An 18,149-nucleotide genomic window follows, 5' to 3' on the forward strand; every position below is an offset into this window, starting at 1 on the left:
CTGCGCCCGTGGGCCCGCCGCCCCCGCCGCGTCCGGCACCGCCGCCGCCGCCCCCCCCGCCGCCGCCGCCAGCTGCTCCGCCCACGCAGGCACAGCCGCGCAACGCTGCGGAGTGGATCACGACTTCAGATTACCGGCCAAGCTGGGTCAGCCGCGATTATGCGGGTACCGTTTCGGTTTCGCTCAATGTGGGCGCAAATGGCCGGGTGAGCTCGTGTAGCGTGACGGGTGGCTCGGCTCCTCAGGATCTGAAGGATGCATCATGCAGGCTCATCGAACGGCGTGCCCGCTTCACGCCTGCCACGCGAAATGGAAACGAAGTGGCCGGCACTTACAGCACGGCAATCCGCTGGCAGCTTCCTGACTAAACCGATCTGCGATCAGCGCTCATCGCAGGTGCGCTGGTTGTCCAAACTATATCCATATTGCTTATATTCGAGAGGACATCTCCAATGACTTTCAATTTTATTGCCGCTGTGGCCGGTGAAGAAGCACCGCAGAATGCTTTCGGTTTCTGGGAAGCCATGGAACAGGGCGGTCCCATTGCCTGGGCGATTTTCGGCGTGCTCGTGATCATGTCCGTCGGTTCGTTCTACATCCTCATCACCAAGTTGCTCGAGCAGCGCAAGGTGATGAACCAGTACAAGAGCGTGCAGACCAGCTTTTGGCGTGCCAACAACCTGCGCGAAGGTGCCAACAAGCTCGACAAGAGCAGCGCCTGGCGCCAGCTGGTCGACGACGGCCTCGCCGCTCAGGAAGAACACGGCAAGATGCCCAACAACCTCGAAGCGCATGACTGGCTGCATGGATCGCTCGCCCGTTCGGAAGCTTCCATCAACACCAAGCTTGCCGGCGGCCTGCCGTTTCTCGCTTCGGTCGGTGCAACGGCACCTTTCGTCGGTCTGCTCGGCACGGTTATCGGTATCTACCGCGCGCTGATCAACATCGGCCTCGCCGGTTCGGCGTCGATCGACAAGGTCGCAGGTCCGGTTGGTGAAGCGCTGATCATGACCGCCATCGGCCTGCTCGTCGCGGTTCCGGCCGTTCTGGCCTACAACTGGCTGCAGAGCCGCAACAAGAAGATCGCCGCGATGCTCTCGGGCTTCTCGACCGACCTGCTTGCCAACATTACTTCGGGTGGCGCGGTGCGTCCCGACTACTCGGCCAAAACCACGACCACCACGACCACCAGCGGCAAGGCAGCAACTGCTCCCGCCCCGGTTGCAGCGAAGACCGGCGCCACCACCGGCACCACGACCACGACGACGACCCGCAAGGCTTAAAGCCTGCATTAAGGACGCGGCGGGCATCATCTGGATGTCCGCCGCACCGGCCCTGGCGGTCAATTCAATGGATAGGATGTAAAAATGGCGATCTCAGGCGGCGGCGGCGACATGGAAACCCCGATGTCCGACATCAACACCACCCCTCTGGTGGACGTGATGCTCGTGCTGCTGATCATCTTCCTGATCGCGGTTCCGGTCGCGATCCAGACCATCGATCAGCTGCAGATTCCGATCATCGAATCGACGGAATCCAAGGACAAGGTCGAAAACCTGTTGCTGACGGTCAGCACCACCGACAGCACCGGCCGCAGCGCCGGCGAACCGGGCTACACCGGTGCCTCACGCGACGGGGAATGCCGGGTCTATTTCAACAATACGACACCGGTTGATTCGGAAGAATTGTACGATCAGGCCTTCAACCGTCTGGACGCTATCGTTCAGCGCGCTGGCGGCCCAGAACAGATCATGGCCGACCCGGAACTGATCCCGCAGGTGCATATCCGCGGGGACATCGACGCACCGTGGCGCTGCGTTGCCGGTACGATCTACAATGTGCAGGCTGCCGGATATCCGACGGTCGGCTTTATCTCGAACCCGGTCGCACCCGGCATCTGATCGCCAGCATCAGACCGGCACCAGCTTTAATTCAGGAGTAACCCACGATGGCAATGTCAGGCGGCAAGGACGACGGTTCGCCGATGATGGAAATGAACACGACGCCGCTTATCGACGTCATGCTCGTTCTGCTCATCATGTTCATCATCACCATTCCGGTGGCGACCCATTCGACCAACATCGATCTTCCGCAGCCGAATGCGAATCAGGATACGCCTGAAGTCGACCCGATCCAGAACAAGATCGTGCTGACCCAGCAGGGTGAAATCCTGTGGAACGGTGAAGGGATCAACGATCAGGAACTGGTCTATAACCTGCAGCAGAGCCGTAATTTCGAAGTCGAGCCGGAACTGCAGTTCGAACCCGAGGCGCTCGCCAGCTATGACCTTTCGGCCAATGTGCTGAACATCATCAAGGCATCGGGCGTCACGCGGTTCGGCTTTGTCGGCAATGAGAAGTACCGCACCTTTGCTGGTCCGAACGGCGGCTGAATTCGGTCAGTCAGGAACTACAAAAAGGGGCGGAGCGATCCGCCCCTTTTTCGTTTCGCCTTCGCCATTTGGCTTCGAACCCGGCGATGCGGTTGCTTCTGCCAATCTCGCTTCTTGGGCAACCGATCATGGAGCGACTGAACCCGGGCCGCTCACCAACCGCTACGCCGACGCGCTTCAATCGCCCTCCAGCACGGGCAGGTCCGTTCGCATTGCAGCAGAAGCCAGGCTCTCCGCCTCCAGCAGCAGTTCGTCATCCACCGCCCCCTGCGGCAGGTTTTCGCGGCCGATTACGACCATCACCGGGACCGCTAGCGGGCTGACTCGGTCCAGTTCGACATGCACGAGTTCACGGGTCGATCGTTCCAGAAGGTTGCCGAGCCGCCCGACATCGGTCATCCGCTCGCGGGCATCGGCCCAGGCTGCTTCCAGCAGAACATGCTCGGGCTCGTATTTGCGAAGCACATCGTAGATCAGGTCGGTGGAGAAGGTGACCTGCTTACCGCTCTTGCGGCGTCCCGGCTGCTGCCGTTCGACCATTCCGGCGATTACCGCAACCTCGCGAAACGCGCGGCGCAGCAGATGCGATTCCTGCACCCATTCGACGAATTCATGCGCCAGGATGTCAGGCGACAGCAGCGGAGCGGGATCCTTCACCGGCTCCAGCCCCCAGACCGCCAGCGAATAATCGTTTGCCACGAACCCACCCGGCCGGAGTCCCCGCTCCTCCATCCGGCGGGTGATCAGCATGCCCAGCGACTGGTTCGCGTTCCAGCCCTCGAACGTATAATAGACGCTGTATTCGCGCTGCCCGTGCGGAAAGCTTTCGACCAGCAGCTGGTTCGGCCCAGGCATCTGACTGCGCCAGTCCTGCACCTCCAGCCACTCGCGCACGTCGTCGGGAAAGCGCGCCCACCCCGCCCGGTCGACCAGCATTTCGCGTACCCGCCCCGCCAGATGCGTTGTCAGCGGCATCCGCTGGCCGCCATAGGAAGGTATCATGGCCGCCTTCTTGGCAGCGCGCACGATCACTTCCATATCCTTCACCTTCTCCACCTCCAGGCTCATGCCTGCGAAGGAGAATGTGTCCTTCGGCGAGAGCGAGGCGGCAAAGCGTTCCTCCACCTTGCCCAGCGATCGCCCGTTGCCGAAGCGCACATTCAGCATCTCCGAATCAACGATGATGCCCGCGTTCAGCCGGTGCCGTGCAGCATGTTCGGGATGAGCCAGCCGCCATGTGCCATCACGGTCGCGGACGATGCGCTTGAAGCGGTCGTAGGCTTTCAGCGCATAGCCGCCGGTCGCGACGAAGGTCAGCACGCGCTGCCAGATCGTCTCGTCGACATAGGCATAGGCAAGGCTTGAGCGTACCTCGCTCAGCAGCTCCGCTTCGTCGAAAGGAGCAGCGCAGGCGCAGGCCATGATGTGCTGCGCCAGCACGTCCAGCCCGCCGGGGCGAAAATCCTCGCCGTCGCGCTGCCCTTCTTCCACCGCATCGCGGGCCGCGGTCGCTTCGAGGAACTCGAAACGGTTACCGGGCACCAGCAAGGCGCGGCTTGGCTGGTCCAGCCTGTGATTGGCGCGGCCGACGCGCTGCAGCAGCCGGCTGGAACCCTTCGGTGCACCCATCTGCACGACTAGGTCGATGTCGCCCCAGTCAACGCCGAGATCGAGGCTGCTCGTCGCCACCAGTGCCCGCAACGTGCCCTCCGCCATCGCGCCTTCCACCTTGCGGCGCGCTTCTTTCGACAGCGATCCGTGATGGACACCGATGGGGAGATTGTCCTCGTTCACGTCCCACAGGTTCTGGAAAATGTATTCGGCCAGAAAACGTGTGTTGGTGAAGATCAGCGTTGTGTTGTTAGCCTTGATCCGTTCGTAAAGCTGCGGGATCGCCCAGGTCGCCGCATGACCGCCCCAAGGCACGCGCTCCTCCAGCGGCAGTAGGATCTCGACCTCCGGGTCGGCCCCCGGCTCTCCCTCGACCAAAGCGACGCTGTCGATATCGCCATGCGGTGCCAGCCATTCGCGAAACGCCTGCGGGTCCGCCACCGTCGCCGAAAGCGCCGCACGCTGCACATCGGGGGCGATGGCTTCGAGACGGGCAAGCGCCAGCGCGAGAAGATCGCCGCGCTTGCCGGTGGCGAAGGCGTGGATCTCGTCAACGATCACTCGCTTCAATCCGGCGAACATTTCGAAGCTTTCGGGATAGGATAACAGCAGCGACAGGGACTCTGGCGTTGTCAGCAGGACGTGCGGCGGCTTCGTCCGCTGCTTCTTCTTGCGATCCGAAGACGTATCGCCGCTCCGCGCCTCGACACGGATTGGCAGCCCCATCTCCTCCACCGGCACGACGAGATTGCGATGCACGTCATGCGCCAGTGCCTTCAAGGGCGAGACATAGAGCGTGTGCAGCCCTTCCGGAACAGGCCCGTGGCCAAGGCGCGAGGGCGTGAAGGCTGCCAGAGTGGGCAGAAAGCCCGCCAGCGTCTTGCCCGCACCCGTATCCGCCACCAGCATCGCATGAAGCCCGGCATCGGCAGCCTCGAGCATTTCGGACTGATGTCGCCGGATACGCCAGCCGCGGCCTTCGAACCAGGCGCTGACTTCAGAAGGTATGCTCGTGCCGGCCATGGGCGTCCTTCCTATAGCAGAGCGGCTTGACCTGTAAGGGAAAAGGGCTGCGGCGCCGGTCAAGTGCATGCTCCAGATGCCGCTACAGGATGAGCGGACATTCATGCGAGCCGAACCGTGCAACGAAGCTGCGAACTAGGCGTTGGTAATATGTAAGGGTGATGCGCGGCTGAGAACTGCCGATCGCAGCGCATCGATTGCTCCCCGGCAGTATAAGGATCAATTACATGAGAAACCGAAACGACAATTACAACAACTCCTACCGCAGCGACTATCGCCAGTCAGAACAGATGCGCGACGATCCGAATTTCCGCGGCGACACCTGGGGCGGCCAGATGGGTGACTATGACAGCCGGGGCGAATTCAACGGCAGCTATGACGACCAGAGCAGCCAGTCCCGACAGCAGCAATATCGCGGTGGTGGCCAGCAATATGCCGCCGAAGGTCGTGGCTTCGGTACCCGCAGCTACGGTCAGCCTTATGGCGGACGTGGCAGGCAACGCGACTTCGACGGCGACAACTTTGGCGGCGACGACTTCGTGATGGAGCGTGACCGCAATTCCTACGGCGGTGTCGCAGGTTTCGGTGCCGGATCGCGCTATGGCGGAACGCGCCGCTCCTATGGCAACGATTACGACAATGATCGCGGCTTCCTCGACCGTGCCGGCGATACCATCTCCGGATGGTTCGACGATGATGACGATGATTACAATCGCGGCGACCGCAATTATCGTGGGCGCAGCCATCGTGGACGCGGGCCGAAGAATTACACCCGGTCGAACGAACGCCTGCTCGAAGATGCCAGCGAACGGCTGATGCACGATCATCACGTTGATGCTCGCGACATTCAGGTTACGGCCGACGACGGCGAAGTAACACTGGACGGTACCGTCGACAGCCGCCGGGCCAAGCGCCGTGCCGAAGATTGCGTACACGACATGAGCGGCGTCACTCATGTGCAGAATAATCTGCGCATCGTTGACCGTGACGACCGTTACGGAGACCGTGACGATGTAAAGACCTTCCCGAATGATGCCGACGCCACCAACAAGGCTGTTCCGCGCAGCTGACCGGTCAGGCGCCAGCCGCGCTTCACTCTAAACCAAAAGGGCTCCGCCGATGCGGAGCCCTTTTTCTTTTGCGAACATGGTTGGGTTCAGGCGCTGCCTAGTGCCCCGCCTGCTTTCCCCGCTCCAGTCCCGATGCTTCAAGCTGCGCATCGATCTGCGCCATCAGCCGGTCCAGCCCCGCCTGGCTCTCGCTTTCCGCCCGGGCGACCAGTACGTCCTGCGTGTTAGAGGCGCGGAGCAGCCACCAGCCATCTTCATTCGTCACCCGCACACCGTCGGTGCCATCGACCACGGCATCGGTGCCGGAAAGGCGCTGCTTCACTTCCTCGATCGCGGCGAATTTGCGGCTTTCATCGACCTGAAAGCGCATTTCCGGCGTGTTCACCAGCGCTGGCATCGCACCGCGCAGATCCGTAACGCTTCTACCCAGCCTTGCGCTGGCGGCGATCAGCCGGATACCGGCATAGAGCGCATCGTCATAGCCGTAATAGTCGTCCTTGAAGAAGACGTGCCCGCTCATCTCTCCGGCCAGCGGCGCACCTGTTTCCTTCATTTTGGACTTAATCAGGGAATGACCGGTCTTCCACATCAGCGGCTTCCCGCCATGCGCCTCGACATGGTCGAACAGGGCGCGGCTGGCCTTCACATCGGCGATAATGGTGGCGTTAGGTAGTTTCGCGAGGAGGTCCTCGGCATAGATCATCAACAGCTGATCCCCCCATATGACCCTGCCTTCGCCGTCGATTGCGCCGATCCTGTCGCCATCGCCGTCGAAAGCCACTCCGAAGTCGAGCTTCTTGGCTTCGACCAGGCTGCGGAGATCCTCCAGATTGGCTTCCACAGTCGGATCAGGATGATGATTGGGGAAATTGCCATCGACCTCGGTAAACAGCAGATGATGTTCGCCCGGAAGCCGGGCCGCCAGCGCCTCGAGAGCGGGGCCGGCCGCGCCATTGCCATTGTCCCAGGCGACGCGGAGACTGGCAAGGGCGGCAGGGTCGATCCCGTCGAGGCCGCGCAGCAGGCGGTCGATATAGGCGTCCATCACGTCACGCGCTTCAACCGTGCCAGTGCCGGCGACCCAGCCTCCGTCTCCGAGCCCGACTTCAGCCATCCTGCCGATGGTCAGGATATCTTCGCCGAAGAACGGGCGCCCCTGAAATACCATCTTGAAGCCGTTGTAATTGGCGGGATTGTGGCTGCCAGTTATCTGAATGCCGCCATCTACATCTTCGGCTGACGCCTCGGCATAATAGAGCATGGGCGTCGGCCCCATGCCGATCCGCACGACATCCACACCGCTGCCGGTCAGCCCTTCTATCAAGGCATGTTCCAGCATGGGCGAGCTTGTTCGCCCGTCATAGCCGACCGCCACTTTCGTGCCCCCCGCCTGGCCCAGCAGGGTCGCGAAACCGCGGCCGATGGCACGGGCATCGTCGGTGCCCAGCGTTTCGCCGATTATGCCGCGAATATCATATTCGCGCAAAACGGTGGGGTCGAAATTGTGGCTCATGATCTATCCTTCGCGTTTTTCTGCAAATCTTCCAGCAACAGGTCGCGGGCGGCGTTCGCTTCATGCACCTCGGCATCGCTGCCGCCACGATCCGGATGGATAACGGACAGACGCCGCCGATGTGCCAAGGCAATCTCGTCCGGTTTCGCGCCCTTGCGCACACCCAGCACGCGGCGGGCGTCGGTGAGTTCCCGCCGCGCTGTAGAGCGCTCCGTTCGGCCCCCGCTCATCTGCCCCCCAAGCATCTGCCAAGGCCATTTCCCGAACAGCATGAAGCAGACGATGCAGACCAGCCCGGCCATGACGAGGAGGCGCAGCACGCGTCAGACGGTCTCTAGCGCAGCCGAGCGAGGCATCTGGCGCGCCGCATCGGGCATCGGCAGGTTCAGGCCTGCGACCAGCGCCCGCATCTCCTGCCGCGCGACCAGGTGGCTGGTACCGAGTTCGCCCAGATGCCCCTTGTCGAGCAGGGTCAGGCCAGACGGGAACAATTCGCGATAGATCACGCGTTCCGACAGGCCCTTGGCAATGCGGAAACCGACCCGGCGCGACAATTCGCCCAGCGCCTTCTCGATACGCGCCATGTTGCGCGCTTCGACATGGCCGGTGCGGTTGCGCAGCACCACCCAGTCCATCTCGCGCCGGTCCTGCTCCAGCGTTGCGCGGCTGCGCTTCAGCCGGGCTTCCCAGATCAGTTCGGCATAGAAGGACAGCTTGCGAACCTTGAAGGTTTCCGCATCCACCTGTCCGATGAGGTCGAAATCGACGAAGCTGTCGTTCAGCGGTGTCACCAGGGTGTCGGCCTCGGTCGCCGCGTGACGGGCGAAGGCGTCGTCGCGGCCGGGCGTGTCGAAGACGATGAAGTCGGCGCCTTCGCTCAGGCGTGCGGCCTGTTCCTCCAGCGCTTCGACGCTGTCACCCTTGAATACCTCGGCATTGGCGGTCGGAAGATTGATCGCGCGCCGGCGCATGGTCTCGGCCCGGTTTTCGAAATACCGGTCGAGGGTGCGCTGGCGCGGGTCGAGGTCGATCGCGGCGACCTTCGCCCCCTGATAGGCCAGCGCCACGGCGACATGAACTGCTGTCGTCGACTTTCCGGTGCCGCCTTTCTCATTCGCAAAAACGATGCGGTGCGGCCTCGTCATTCCGCCGGCCAGGGCGGAAGAAGTGCCGGATGAGGATGGTTGGGGCCGGTTTTCTGGCACGTGTCTTCCTGTTGCTGATGTTCTGGTTTGCGCTATCAGCGCCTGCCGCGCTAGTCGGCCTTTCAGTCCTTAAAGGAGGCACCGCGTCGTGGAAACCGTTACCCGGCTGCAAAACTTGCGAATCGCCGTGGATAAGCTCCGCGAAGGCGGCAGGATCGCCCTCGTACCAACCATGGGCGCCTTGCACGACGGCCACCTGTCGCTTGTGCGCGCTGCGAGGGAGCGCGCCGATCATGTCGTCGCCTCGATTTTCGTGAACCCCGCCCAATTCGGCCCGAACGAGGATCTCGACGCCTATCCGAGGCAGCTGGCCGAAGATAGCCGGATGCTGGAGGGCGAAGGTGTCGCCTTGCTGTGGGCTCCGCCGGTGGAGGAAGTCTATCCCGAAGGTTTTGCCACCAGCATTTCAGTGTCCGGCGTTAGCGAGAACTATTGCGGTGCGGCGCGGCCCGGCCATTTCGACGGCGTGGCCACCGTGGTGTGCAAACTGTTCAACCAAGTGGCCCCTGACATCGCGCTGTTTGGAGAGAAGGATTACCAGCAGCTTGCCGTCATCCGCCGGATGGCGCGCGACCTCGACCTGTTCCGCCCGTGCGCAGACGACATCATCGGCATACCGACCATGCGCGAGGAGGACGGCCTCGCGATGAGCAGCCGCAATCGTTACCTCAGCCCCGAACACAGGCGGCAGGCAGGCGGCCTGCCCGTCGCCATGCGCGCGGCGGTCACCGATCTGGAAAGCGGCATGGCCCTTGAGGAGGTGCTGAATGCCTTGCGAACGACTTTGCTTCGGGTCGGATTCGAGAGCGTCGACTATGCGGCATTCGCCGACGCCGAATCGCTGGAAAGACTTGTCGCCCCCCCCAGCACCCCTGCCCGGCTGCTTGTCGCTGCCCGGGTCGGCGGCACAAGACTAATCGACAGTTTGGCTGTAAAGTCGTTATCTTGAGCGCAAACTTTGACTCATTCGAGACGCTGCAATGGAAAGGATCATAGGCTACCTTTAACCGAAACTTTTGAATACGAAAAAAGCCGTATCGTTTTACGCTCCGGACCCATAAACAGGATTCACAGCGGCATCGGGATATGATTCATGATCCTCCAATGAGGAGGCATGTGGATGGCAAATTTCTTCTGGTTTTCCGATGAGCAGTGGGCTCGGGTTGAGCCACTTTTACCGCAGGATACGCGCGGGATGCCGAGGGTGGATGATCGGCGTGTGCTCTCCGGGATTGTCCGCGCGCTGAAGAGTGGCAGTCGCTGGAGCGACTGCCCGGAACACATCTACGGACCGAAGAAGACGCTCTACAACCGGTTCCGTCGCTGGGCCGAGCGCGGCGTGTGGCAGCGCATCTTCTCGAGCCTGGCCGGGGTCGAGGGCGTGCCTGCCAGGCTGTTCATCGACAGCTCCTGCATCAAGGTCCACCGCACTGCCGGAGGCGCAAAAGGGGGGCCTTGGCTCATGGTATCGGCATCACCAAAGGCGGAAGGAACACCAAGCTCCACGCAATCTGCGACGAGAAGGGCCGCCCCCACGTCCTGCTCCTGACACCCGGCAATACGCACGATGCCAAGGTCGCCATGCTGGCGATCAATGCCGCGCCGCCATCGGAGTATCTGGTCGCCGACAAAGGCTACGACAGCAACGCCTTGCGCTCATGGCTGATCGAGCGAGGGACCACGCCGATCATCCCGTCAAAGTCCAACCGCAAGGTCCAGATCGAGCACGACAGACAGATCTACCGCCAGCGCAATGTCGTCGAGCGCATGTTCTGCCGCTTCAAGGACTGGCGGCGGGTCGCCACCCGCTTCGACCGCAACATCAAGACCTTTATGGGCACAATCGCTATCGCAGCCATCGTCACCTGATGGCTCTAATGAGTCCGGACCCTAGTAACCTGAATCCGAAGTTCGGCTCATAGCTTTTTGACAGAAGCGTTTGACCGAGGCGAGTATCTCGTCGGCGGATTTGGTCCAGCGATAGGGTTTGGGGTTCTCGTTGTGCGTCTCGATGAACGCGATGATGTCTGCTTCGAGCTCGGCGGTGGATCGATGGACACCGCGCTGCAACTGCTTGCGAGTGAGTTCGGCGAACCAGCGCTCGACCTGGTTGATCCAGGAAGCTGATGTCGGCGTGAAGTGAACATGCCAGTGCGGCCGCCTCGCCAGCCAAGCCTTGATCCTCGGCGTCTTGTGCGTGGCGTAGTTGTCCATCACAAGATGCACGTCCGGTCCCGCTGGCATCACGGCATCGATCTGCTTGAGGAAGTCGAGAAACTCGGTTGCCCGGTGGCGCTTGTAGCATTTGCCGATCACTGCCCCTGTGGCAATGTCGAGCGCTGCGAACAGAGATGTCGTACCGTTACGAACATAGGTATGGGTGCGCCGCTCGGGCACGCCGGGCGCCATCGGCAGGACCGGCTGTTCACGATCGAGTGCCTGGATCTGGGACTTCTCGTCCACGCACAGAACCACCGCCCGGTTCGGCGGCGACATGTAGAGGCCGACGATGTCCTGCACCTTGTCGACGAACAGCGGGTCTGTGGAGAGCTTGAAGGTCTGGGACCGGTGCGGCTGCAGGCCAAAGGCCGCCCAGATCCGGCGAATGGTAGTATGAGAGAGCCCCCAGTCTCGGCGGCCATGCTGCGGATCGACCAGTGGGTCGCATCCTTGGGCGTGGTGTTCAGCGTGCGCTCGATCACCTTTGCCACCTGCTCATCGGAGACGGTTCGCGGGCGGCCGGGCCGGTACTCGTCGGTGAGCCCCTCGATCCGGTCCTTTACGAACCTGCGGCGCCACTTCCCGACCGTGTACTCGTGCACCCCGAGCCGCTCGGCGACCTCCTTGCTTTGCGAGCCATCTGCGCACAGCAGGATCATTCGGCACCGATCCGACAACGACCGCGGGGTTTTGTGCCGCCGAACCTGCGTCTCGAGGAAATCGCGTTCCTCGCCTGTTAACACCACCGCGTCCGCCTGCCGACCTAACATCGCTCATCTCCTCACCTTGATCTGAATCAATGATATGAATTACAGTTCCAGGTGACTAGAACTTTGGTGAAGATTGCAAAGTTTTAGCGCTGTTGACGCACCTTCAACTCGCCTTCCGACGGCACTTCAAGAGCCTGGGCTAGAGATAATGATGCCAGCAACGAGAGATGTGATGATAGCGATCGGGCGTAAAAATATCTCTTCAAATGCGGGAATAAACTTGGTCCTGCGTCCAGAAATGTCTAGACAGACGCGATTATGTCTCACCCCCTCCTGACAGTCACGTTCTTGTTGATCATTGCGCTCAGTGCTTGTTCTTTGGCCGAACCAGAGGTCGAGGAGCCAGGCTTCACGGCTACAAAAACCTTTAGCCAGGGAGATAAAGAGATAGCGAAAGTGCTTTCAATTGGAAGTAGCAACTTGGAAGTTGCGGCTGGCCCGTATCAGAAAGCACTGCTGTGCGAACTAGCGGTTCAGACTATCACCAACCAACTATCGAGTGGTGAAGCTTTAGCGGGAGAGCAGCGGACGGCATTAAAACAGGTCCAAGCCATCTATTCTCAACGAGTAAGTGCTAGTGGAGAGGATGAGGCGCAGATCAATCGGGACCGTCGCGAAATCGAGTTAGCGTATCCTGATGTCAAGCAGAGGGCTCGGCTAGCTATAGGCTGCCTTCGTGAACTGACGTAGCTTAAGTGACTGCCGGCGGAACAGATGCGTCGGAATGAGCTTAGCCTTTCATCATCGAGCGCGTCAGTCCATGTCCGCGGCGGTCCTGACTGGGGTGAGCGCCGCGGGATCACCAAGGCTGATAGACGAACCACAACGAGTGGGGAGTTGAAGTGCTGAGCAAATCCATAAGGTTACCACACAGGCGGCCGTGGCGATTGGCTCAGCTGAGAATCGAAATTATCACGCATTGCTAAAGCAGAGCAACTAGGTTTCGTGGACAAAGGGTATCCAGAGTTTGACTGAAGCGAGTGCGACGAAGCCGAGGTAGGGCTCTTTGGTTTTGTCGTAGCGGGTGGCGACCCGGCGCCAGTTCTTCAGCTTGTTGAAGAGCCGTTCGACCAGGTTCCGCCAGCGGTATTTTACACGGTCGTGCGGAGCAGGCCTGCGGCGGTTGGCCTTGGCAGGGATGACCGCTTCGACGCCGGCATCGGCGATCTCTTCGCGGATGGCATCGGCGTCATAGCCGCGGTCGGCGAGGAACGCTTCGATCTGATCGCCGATCATCCGGAACAGCGGTGCAAAGCCTTGAACGTCGTGCGCCTGGCCGGGCGTCAGCATGAAGCCGAGTGGGAGGCCTCTGGCATCGCATCTGGCGTGCAGTTTGGTGGTGAAGCCTCCCCGCGATCGGCCGAGCGCCTCTGTTTGCTGAGTCCCCTTTTTATGCCGACTGCACAATGATGTGCTCGAACAACCGTGCTATCGATCATGTCGGCGGTGGTGTCCCGTCCTGCCGATTCGGCCAGCGTTTCGAGCATGGCATCGAACACGCCGGTCGTGACCCATCTTCTATAGCGCCGGAAGACGCTGTTCCACTTGCCATACTCGTCCGGCAGATGCCGCCACTGCGCACCCGTGCGCGCGATCCACATCATACCTTCGAAGTAGCGTCGATTATCCTGCGCAGGTCGGCAACCACGTCCGCGCTCCGGCGGCAACAGCGGCCCGATCAGTTCCCACTCGCTATCCGATACCCCAATCCGCTCGCCCAACGCCACCTCCAAAAGGTAGCCTTGAATCGAAGGACGTGTCTCAGATCAAGCTTGTCCACGAAGCCTAGTATCTAGCTCCTAAGCCGGTGCACTGCTCCCTTGAAAAATCAATGCATGATCCGAGTGCGCGCCCGGCTGCTCATAATGAGAGGGGCCTTAGCTGTACCGGCTCGGATCCGTCTGCGATTGCCTGTCATGCAATCAACATGCTTGCCTATGCCTGCGATTATCTTAAGGAGCCCGAATGCCCCCCAACTCATCGCACTCCTCTCACCGCTCGGCGCTTCCATTCTGGTTACTTGTCGCTTTCCTAGTGATCCTATGGGGGGCTGGCGGCGCCTCCCGCGCTGACGTGGGGGGACAGGCAGTGGTGCGCTTCTTCGCCTGGAGCTTTTTGGTAATTTTCATCTTACAATCACCAGCTCTGACCTTGCGCCACATTCAGCCGCCGGTTATAATTCTTGGCCTCTCGATATTATTAGTAGCAATGCAACTGGTTCCGTTGCCTCCATCACTCTGGGCCGAACTCCCCGGGCGTGAGCTGCTCGTCAAGACCGCTGAAGTCGCCGGAGAACCTCAGCCTTGGCGTCCGATTTCAATTTCACCCAGCGCCACAGTTAATGCGCTAGGCTCGTTGATTGTGCCTTCTGTCACTCTATTGTTAGCGGCCAGCTTAACGCGAGAGCAGCACTGGAAGATATTGGGTGTGCTGTTGGTCTTAGTGGCTTTCGGTGCTCTGCTGGGCCTTCTGCAATTCGCAGGCGGGCGATTCGACAATCCGCTAACGAACGACATTCGAACCTCCGTGAGTGGAAACTTCGCTAATCGCAACCACTTCGCTCTATTCCTGGCAATAGGAAGCGTGCTGGTTTGCGGGTGGGCTTTTCACGGCGAGCGAGTTATTCGGCTTAAGATCTTCCTTGCGGTCGGCGCTTTACTGTCCTTTCTTCTCATTATTCTAGCTACAGGGTCGCGAACGGGACTTTTGCTGGGCGCCGTGGCTATAGTCCTAGGGATTGCTTTAGTTTTACCTAAAGCTAAGCGCACACTATATGAGCTACCTCGCTCCCTTTCAATCGGAATTGTTCTAGGCATAGTTGTTATAATTGTCACGACTTTAGCGTTGTCTGTTACACTTGATCGAGCCGCTTCGGTTGATAGAGCTTCCATCATGGATGCCACTGAAGATCTGCGCTATAAAGTACTGCCGGTCGTCTTCCAAGAAATAGTTCGATACTTTCCAGTCGGCTCCGGCTTTGGGGCCTTTGACCCAGTTTACAGGATCAATGAACCAGATAAACTACTGATGCCGCTTTACTTCAATCGTGTGCATAATGATTGGCTCGAGGTCGCGCTTGACGCTGGCCTCGCGGGAGCGCTCTTGCTGGTCGTGGCGGTGAGTTGGTGGGCGTTGGCAAGTGCAAGAGCCTGGTTTAGCAGCGATCCAACTCGGATACTTACACGTGTGGCGTCTCTCATTATCTTTCTGATAATGATTGCTAGCATTTTCGACTATCCCGCTAGGACTCCAATGATAATGGCCGTTCTAGCCTTGGCTGCAGCTTGGCTCGCTGACGGCAAAAGTGAGCTGCTCGAGCGGCCTGCGTAGGAAGCTTTACCGAACGCCCGAATAACCATATACGCCGCTACTCTTTCTCGGAAATGTCAGGTCGTCCTATCTAATGCGCAGAATGATCAGCATATTTGTGGTATCGCTTGCCTTGTCCTCCTGCGGCGAGCAACCTTCGATTCAGTCAACATCAAACCTTCCGGTTGTCACCGGGGAAACCCTCCTGCCTGCTCCGGATCGAAGCGATCTGATAGCAAGCGACCGCCTCGCTTTAATCGGCCCTCTAGACACCATTAGTGTGGACGTATTTGGCGTGCCTGACCTCAGCCGAGTGATGCAAGTTGATGCGAATGGGCAGATTTCCATGCCGTTAGTCGGCACAATCGAGGCGGGAGGCAAAACTGCATCAGAACTTGCTCGCGATATCGAAAGGGAATTAGCTGGGAGGTACGTCCGTAACCCTGATGTGACGGTGAATATCGACAGCTCAGTCAGCCAAGTTGTCACGGTCGACGGCCAGGTTGTTGAACCTGGCCTCTATCCCGTCACCAATCAAATGACACTGTTGCGGGCAGTGGCCTCTGCAAGAGGCCTCACGGAGTTTGCCAAAGAGGACGATGTCGTAATCTTGCGAACAGTAGACGGACAACGAATGGCAGGCCTCTATAGCATCGCTGCAATCCGGCGAGGTGCTTACCAAGACCCCGCCATCTACGCCAATGATCTTATTGTTGTTGGCGATAGCCCTCAGCGACGCTTGTTCCGGGATTTCCTGGGCGTTGCTCCTCTTGCCGTTGCTCCTATCGTGGCTCTTTTGAGAAATTGATTAACTAAATGAAAACGTCCGAACCGAAATCGACCGCCTTCGTTGCTGCTAACGAGCGAGCGATTATGCAATATTCGCCTCAGGCCATCCCGGGTTCACCGCTCATGAAGCAGTATTTAAACGTCATACGTCGGCGGCGCTGGGTGATTCTAGGGGTGGTCGCAGCCTGCCTCCTTTTGGGCGTAGTCGTGACAATTCTAATGACCCCTCAGTACACTGCTGAGTCTGTAATAGAGATTTCCCGGGAATCGGATCAAGTAACGAACATAGAGGGTGTCGAAAGCGACATCGGTGCTGCAGATCAAGAGTTCTATCAGACACAATACGGATTGTTGCGCTCTCGCACGCTTGCGGAACGCGTGGCAACAGAGTTAAAACTCGTGGATAATCCCGAATTCTTCGAAATGTTCGGAGCAGGGGACAACGATGATGCAGTTTTTGCGACAGAAAATGAGCGGTTTAAACCAGACGGCCGATCCGATCGCCTTCGGCAGGCGGGTCGAATTCTACTTGAGAACCTCACCATTGAACCAACGCGTTTTTCAAGCCTCGTTGACATTCGATTCACGAGTCCTTCCGCAAGGTTCTCACGTGCGGTCGCCAATGCTTGGGCTGAAAACTTCATTGAACTCAATTTAGAGCGCAAAGTCCAGGCGACTTCATACGGACGTGAAGCGCTCGAGCGTCAACTTGCTGAGTACAAAGACAGGCTCGATGAATCGCAGCGGCAGCTGGTTGCATACGCCTCGAACCAAGCGATTATCAACCTTCCTGCTGCACCTGTTGGGGATGGCACGACCACTCAAGAGCGCTCGATTGTTGCCGATGATCTAGCTGCGCTGAACTCTGCTTTGAATGAAGCGATAGCGGACAGAATCGCTGCAGAAGCCAGGTACCGCGGCGCCGGGGCGGCGGGTAGCTCGGTGGAAGCTCTTAGCAATAGTGCAATTAATAATCTCCGCCAACGCCGAGCAGAACTCGCCGGAGAATACGGACAGCTGATGGTTCGTTTCGAGCCGGGCTATCCGGCGGCACAAGCGATCCAATCTCAGATCGATCAAATCGATAGTTCGATAGCACGTGAAGAAGCACGAGTTTCGAGTTCGGTCCAAGCAGCATATCAGCAGGCAGTTGCCCGCGAACAGGCGCTGCAACAGAGGGTCAGCGCGTTGAAAGACGACTTTCTCGATTTGCGCCGCCGGTCAATTCAGTACAATATCTACCAGCAAGAAGTAGATACGACACGTGTGCTTTACGAAGGGCTGTTGCAGAGGTTCAAGGAAATTGGGGTGGCAGGAGGAGTTGGCGTCAACAACATCACGATCGTCGATCTCGCTGAAATTCCAGAACAACCGTCCAGTCCGCATCTGCTACTAAACCTCGCACTCTCCGTTTTTGCGGGGCTGGGGCTTGGTTTGGCAGCAGCTTTCGCACTTGAACAACTTGATGAGCAGTTAAAGGAACCTTCAGATATCCCTGACCGCCTGGGTATCCCGTTACTTGGATCTGTTCCGAAGATTGCCGACAGAGACAACCCTCGTGAAGCCCTGCTCGATCGCAAATCTGAACTTGTGGATGCTTATCTGACAATTCAGACGAACCTGGGCTTCACAACCGATCATGGTGCGCCTCGATCCTTCGCGGTCACTTCTACGCGAGCGGCAGAAGGAAAGTCGACCACGGCACTCGCGTTGGCCACTCTGCTCGCGCGGTCAGGAAAGCGGGTCATTCTTATCGATGGAGATATGCGCTCACCGACTGTTCACAGCTTTGCCGGAAGTCACCATGAGTCTGGCGTCAGCAATTTCCTAGCCGGTGAGGACGATATTGCGAAGCTTACCTTACAGCTCAGTGATTTCGGGCTAAGCGCCATGACTGCCGGCCCAATCCCTCCAAACGCTGCTGAATTGCTGACGGGAGATAGGATAGGTCAACTGGTAAATCGCTTGCTCGAGACTTACGACCATGTTGTTGTTGACGCTCCCCCGCTCCTTAATCTGGCGGACGCTCCTCTCATATCGAGGAGCGTGGAAGGCGTCGTATACGTCACGGAGGCTCACGGAGTTTTAACGGGTCAAGTCAAGAGCGCTCTAGGGCGCTTGGTGGCTGCCAACGCTCACATCTTCGGTGGTGTACTCACAAAGTTGGACATGCGGAAAAGTCAATACGGTTATGATTATGGGTACGGTTACGGTAAAAAAGATGAAGAATTAGTCTAATGGGAAGCT

Annotated in this window: 15 protein-coding genes and 2 pseudogenes; 11 read left to right on the top strand and 6 right to left on the bottom strand. The window is 59.2% G+C overall.

The genetic code is table 11. The annotated features are described in order from the left end of the window. From G7A66_RS09940 to G7A66_RS09955, 4 genes are all read left to right on the top strand, one after another. Nucleotides 1–368, top strand: a 368-nt coding sequence (locus G7A66_RS09940) for an energy transducer TonB (RefSeq protein ID WP_174295535.1), incomplete at its 5' end; no start/stop codon positions are given. 84 nt (nucleotides 369–452) lie between these two features. Then, the gene (locus tag G7A66_RS09945) at nucleotides 453–1,283 is read left to right on the top strand and encodes a MotA/TolQ/ExbB proton channel family protein (RefSeq protein WP_174295536.1); all 831 of its coding nucleotides are present in this window, start codon (nucleotides 453–455) and stop codon (nucleotides 1,281–1,283) included. Nucleotides 1,284–1,367: 84 nt separating this feature from the next. After that, the gene (locus G7A66_RS09950; RefSeq protein ID WP_174295537.1) at nucleotides 1,368–1,901 is read left to right on the top strand and encodes an ExbD/TolR family protein; all 534 of its coding nucleotides are present in this window, start codon (nucleotides 1,368–1,370) and stop codon (nucleotides 1,899–1,901) included. A 47-nt stretch (nucleotides 1,902–1,948) separates the two neighbouring features. Next, a complete protein-coding gene (locus tag G7A66_RS09955) occupies nucleotides 1,949–2,392 on the top strand; it encodes an ExbD/TolR family protein (protein ID WP_174295538.1) in 444 nt (147 codons plus the stop codon). Between the two features lie 177 nt (nucleotides 2,393–2,569). Here the strand turns inward: G7A66_RS09955 and G7A66_RS09960 are convergent, their stop codons facing one another. Continuing rightward, nucleotides 2,570–5,026: a ligase-associated DNA damage response DEXH box helicase gene (locus tag G7A66_RS09960; RefSeq protein ID WP_174295539.1), complete on the bottom strand. Its 2,457-nt coding sequence runs from the start codon at nucleotides 5,024–5,026 to the stop codon at nucleotides 2,570–2,572. A 227-nt stretch (nucleotides 5,027–5,253) separates the two neighbouring features. Here G7A66_RS09960 and G7A66_RS09965 point away from each other — a divergent pair, with 227 nt between their 5' ends. Next, a complete protein-coding gene (locus tag G7A66_RS09965) occupies nucleotides 5,254–6,096 on the top strand; it encodes a BON domain-containing protein (protein ID WP_174295540.1) in 843 nt (280 codons plus the stop codon). 97 nt (nucleotides 6,097–6,193) lie between these two features. Here the strand turns inward: G7A66_RS09965 and pgmG are convergent, their stop codons facing one another. From pgmG to G7A66_RS09980, 3 genes are read right to left on the bottom strand one after another with little or no spacing between them, the layout of a single operon-like run. Next, on the bottom strand, nucleotides 6,194–7,609 hold the full coding sequence (gene pgmG, locus G7A66_RS09970) for a phosphoglucomutase/phosphomannomutase PgmG (RefSeq protein ID WP_174295541.1): 1,416 nt from the start codon (nucleotides 7,607–7,609) through the stop codon (nucleotides 6,194–6,196). Further along, nucleotides 7,606–7,929: a J domain-containing protein gene (locus G7A66_RS09975; RefSeq protein ID WP_174295542.1), complete on the bottom strand. Its 324-nt coding sequence runs from the start codon at nucleotides 7,927–7,929 to the stop codon at nucleotides 7,606–7,608. Before G7A66_RS09975 ends, pgmG begins: the two co-directional genes overlap by 4 nt. 3 nt (nucleotides 7,930–7,932) lie before the next feature. Beyond that, nucleotides 7,933–8,754, bottom strand: a complete 822-nt coding sequence (locus G7A66_RS09980) for a division plane positioning ATPase MipZ (protein WP_174295543.1) — start codon at nucleotides 8,752–8,754, stop codon at nucleotides 7,933–7,935. Between the two features lie 148 nt (nucleotides 8,755–8,902). Between G7A66_RS09980 and panC the strand changes: the two genes are divergently transcribed. Both panC and G7A66_RS09990 read left to right on the top strand, forming a co-directional pair. Then, nucleotides 8,903–9,763 carry a pantoate--beta-alanine ligase gene (gene panC, locus G7A66_RS09985; protein WP_174295544.1) on the top strand — a complete coding sequence of 287 codons (861 nt, stop codon included), beginning with the start codon at nucleotides 8,903–8,905 and terminating at the stop codon, nucleotides 9,761–9,763. 171 nt (nucleotides 9,764–9,934) lie between these two features. Continuing rightward, nucleotides 9,935–10,683 (top strand): IS5 family transposase gene (locus G7A66_RS09990; protein ID WP_174295545.1). Its coding sequence is split into 2 segments (ribosomal slippage): nucleotides 9,935–10,271 and nucleotides 10,271–10,683, totalling 750 coding nucleotides; the frame shifts between segments, so codons are not numbered across the junction. Nucleotides 10,684–10,704: 21 nt separating this feature from the next. On the opposite strand, the pseudogene G7A66_RS09995 reads toward G7A66_RS09990, so the two are convergent. Next, nucleotides 10,705–11,804: pseudogene (locus G7A66_RS09995) on the bottom strand (IS630 family transposase). A gap of 291 nt (nucleotides 11,805–12,095) precedes the next feature. Between G7A66_RS09995 and G7A66_RS10000 the strand changes: the two are divergent. Then, nucleotides 12,096–12,494 carry a hypothetical protein gene (locus tag G7A66_RS10000; RefSeq protein ID WP_174295546.1) on the top strand — a complete coding sequence of 133 codons (399 nt, stop codon included), beginning with the start codon at nucleotides 12,096–12,098 and terminating at the stop codon, nucleotides 12,492–12,494. A 246-nt stretch (nucleotides 12,495–12,740) separates the two neighbouring features. Here G7A66_RS10000 and G7A66_RS10005 read toward each other — a convergent pair. Then, nucleotides 12,741–13,531: pseudogene (locus G7A66_RS10005) on the bottom strand (IS5 family transposase). Nucleotides 13,532–13,895: 364 nt separating this feature from the next. On the opposite strand from G7A66_RS10005, the gene G7A66_RS10010 reads away from it, so the two are divergent. The 3 genes from G7A66_RS10010 to G7A66_RS10020 all read left to right on the top strand — a co-directional run bounded on the left by G7A66_RS10010 (nucleotide 13,896) and on the right by G7A66_RS10020 (nucleotide 18,140). Next, entirely contained in the window at nucleotides 13,896–15,134 is a 1,239-nt protein-coding gene (locus tag G7A66_RS10010; protein ID WP_206675163.1) for an O-antigen ligase family protein, read from the top strand. Between the two features lie 82 nt (nucleotides 15,135–15,216). Then, complete coding sequence (locus tag G7A66_RS10015; protein WP_232366798.1) at nucleotides 15,217–15,921, top strand: polysaccharide biosynthesis/export family protein; 705 nt, start codon at nucleotides 15,217–15,219, stop codon at nucleotides 15,919–15,921. A gap of 8 nt (nucleotides 15,922–15,929) precedes the next feature. Then, complete coding sequence (locus tag G7A66_RS10020) at nucleotides 15,930–18,140, top strand: GumC family protein (RefSeq protein WP_206675164.1); 2,211 nt, start codon at nucleotides 15,930–15,932, stop codon at nucleotides 18,138–18,140. The last annotated feature ends 9 nt before the right edge of the window (nucleotides 18,141–18,149 follow it).

This window comes from Alteripontixanthobacter muriae (genome assembly GCF_013336795.1).
GTDB lineage: Bacteria > Pseudomonadota > Alphaproteobacteria > Sphingomonadales > Sphingomonadaceae > Pseudopontixanthobacter > Pseudopontixanthobacter muriae.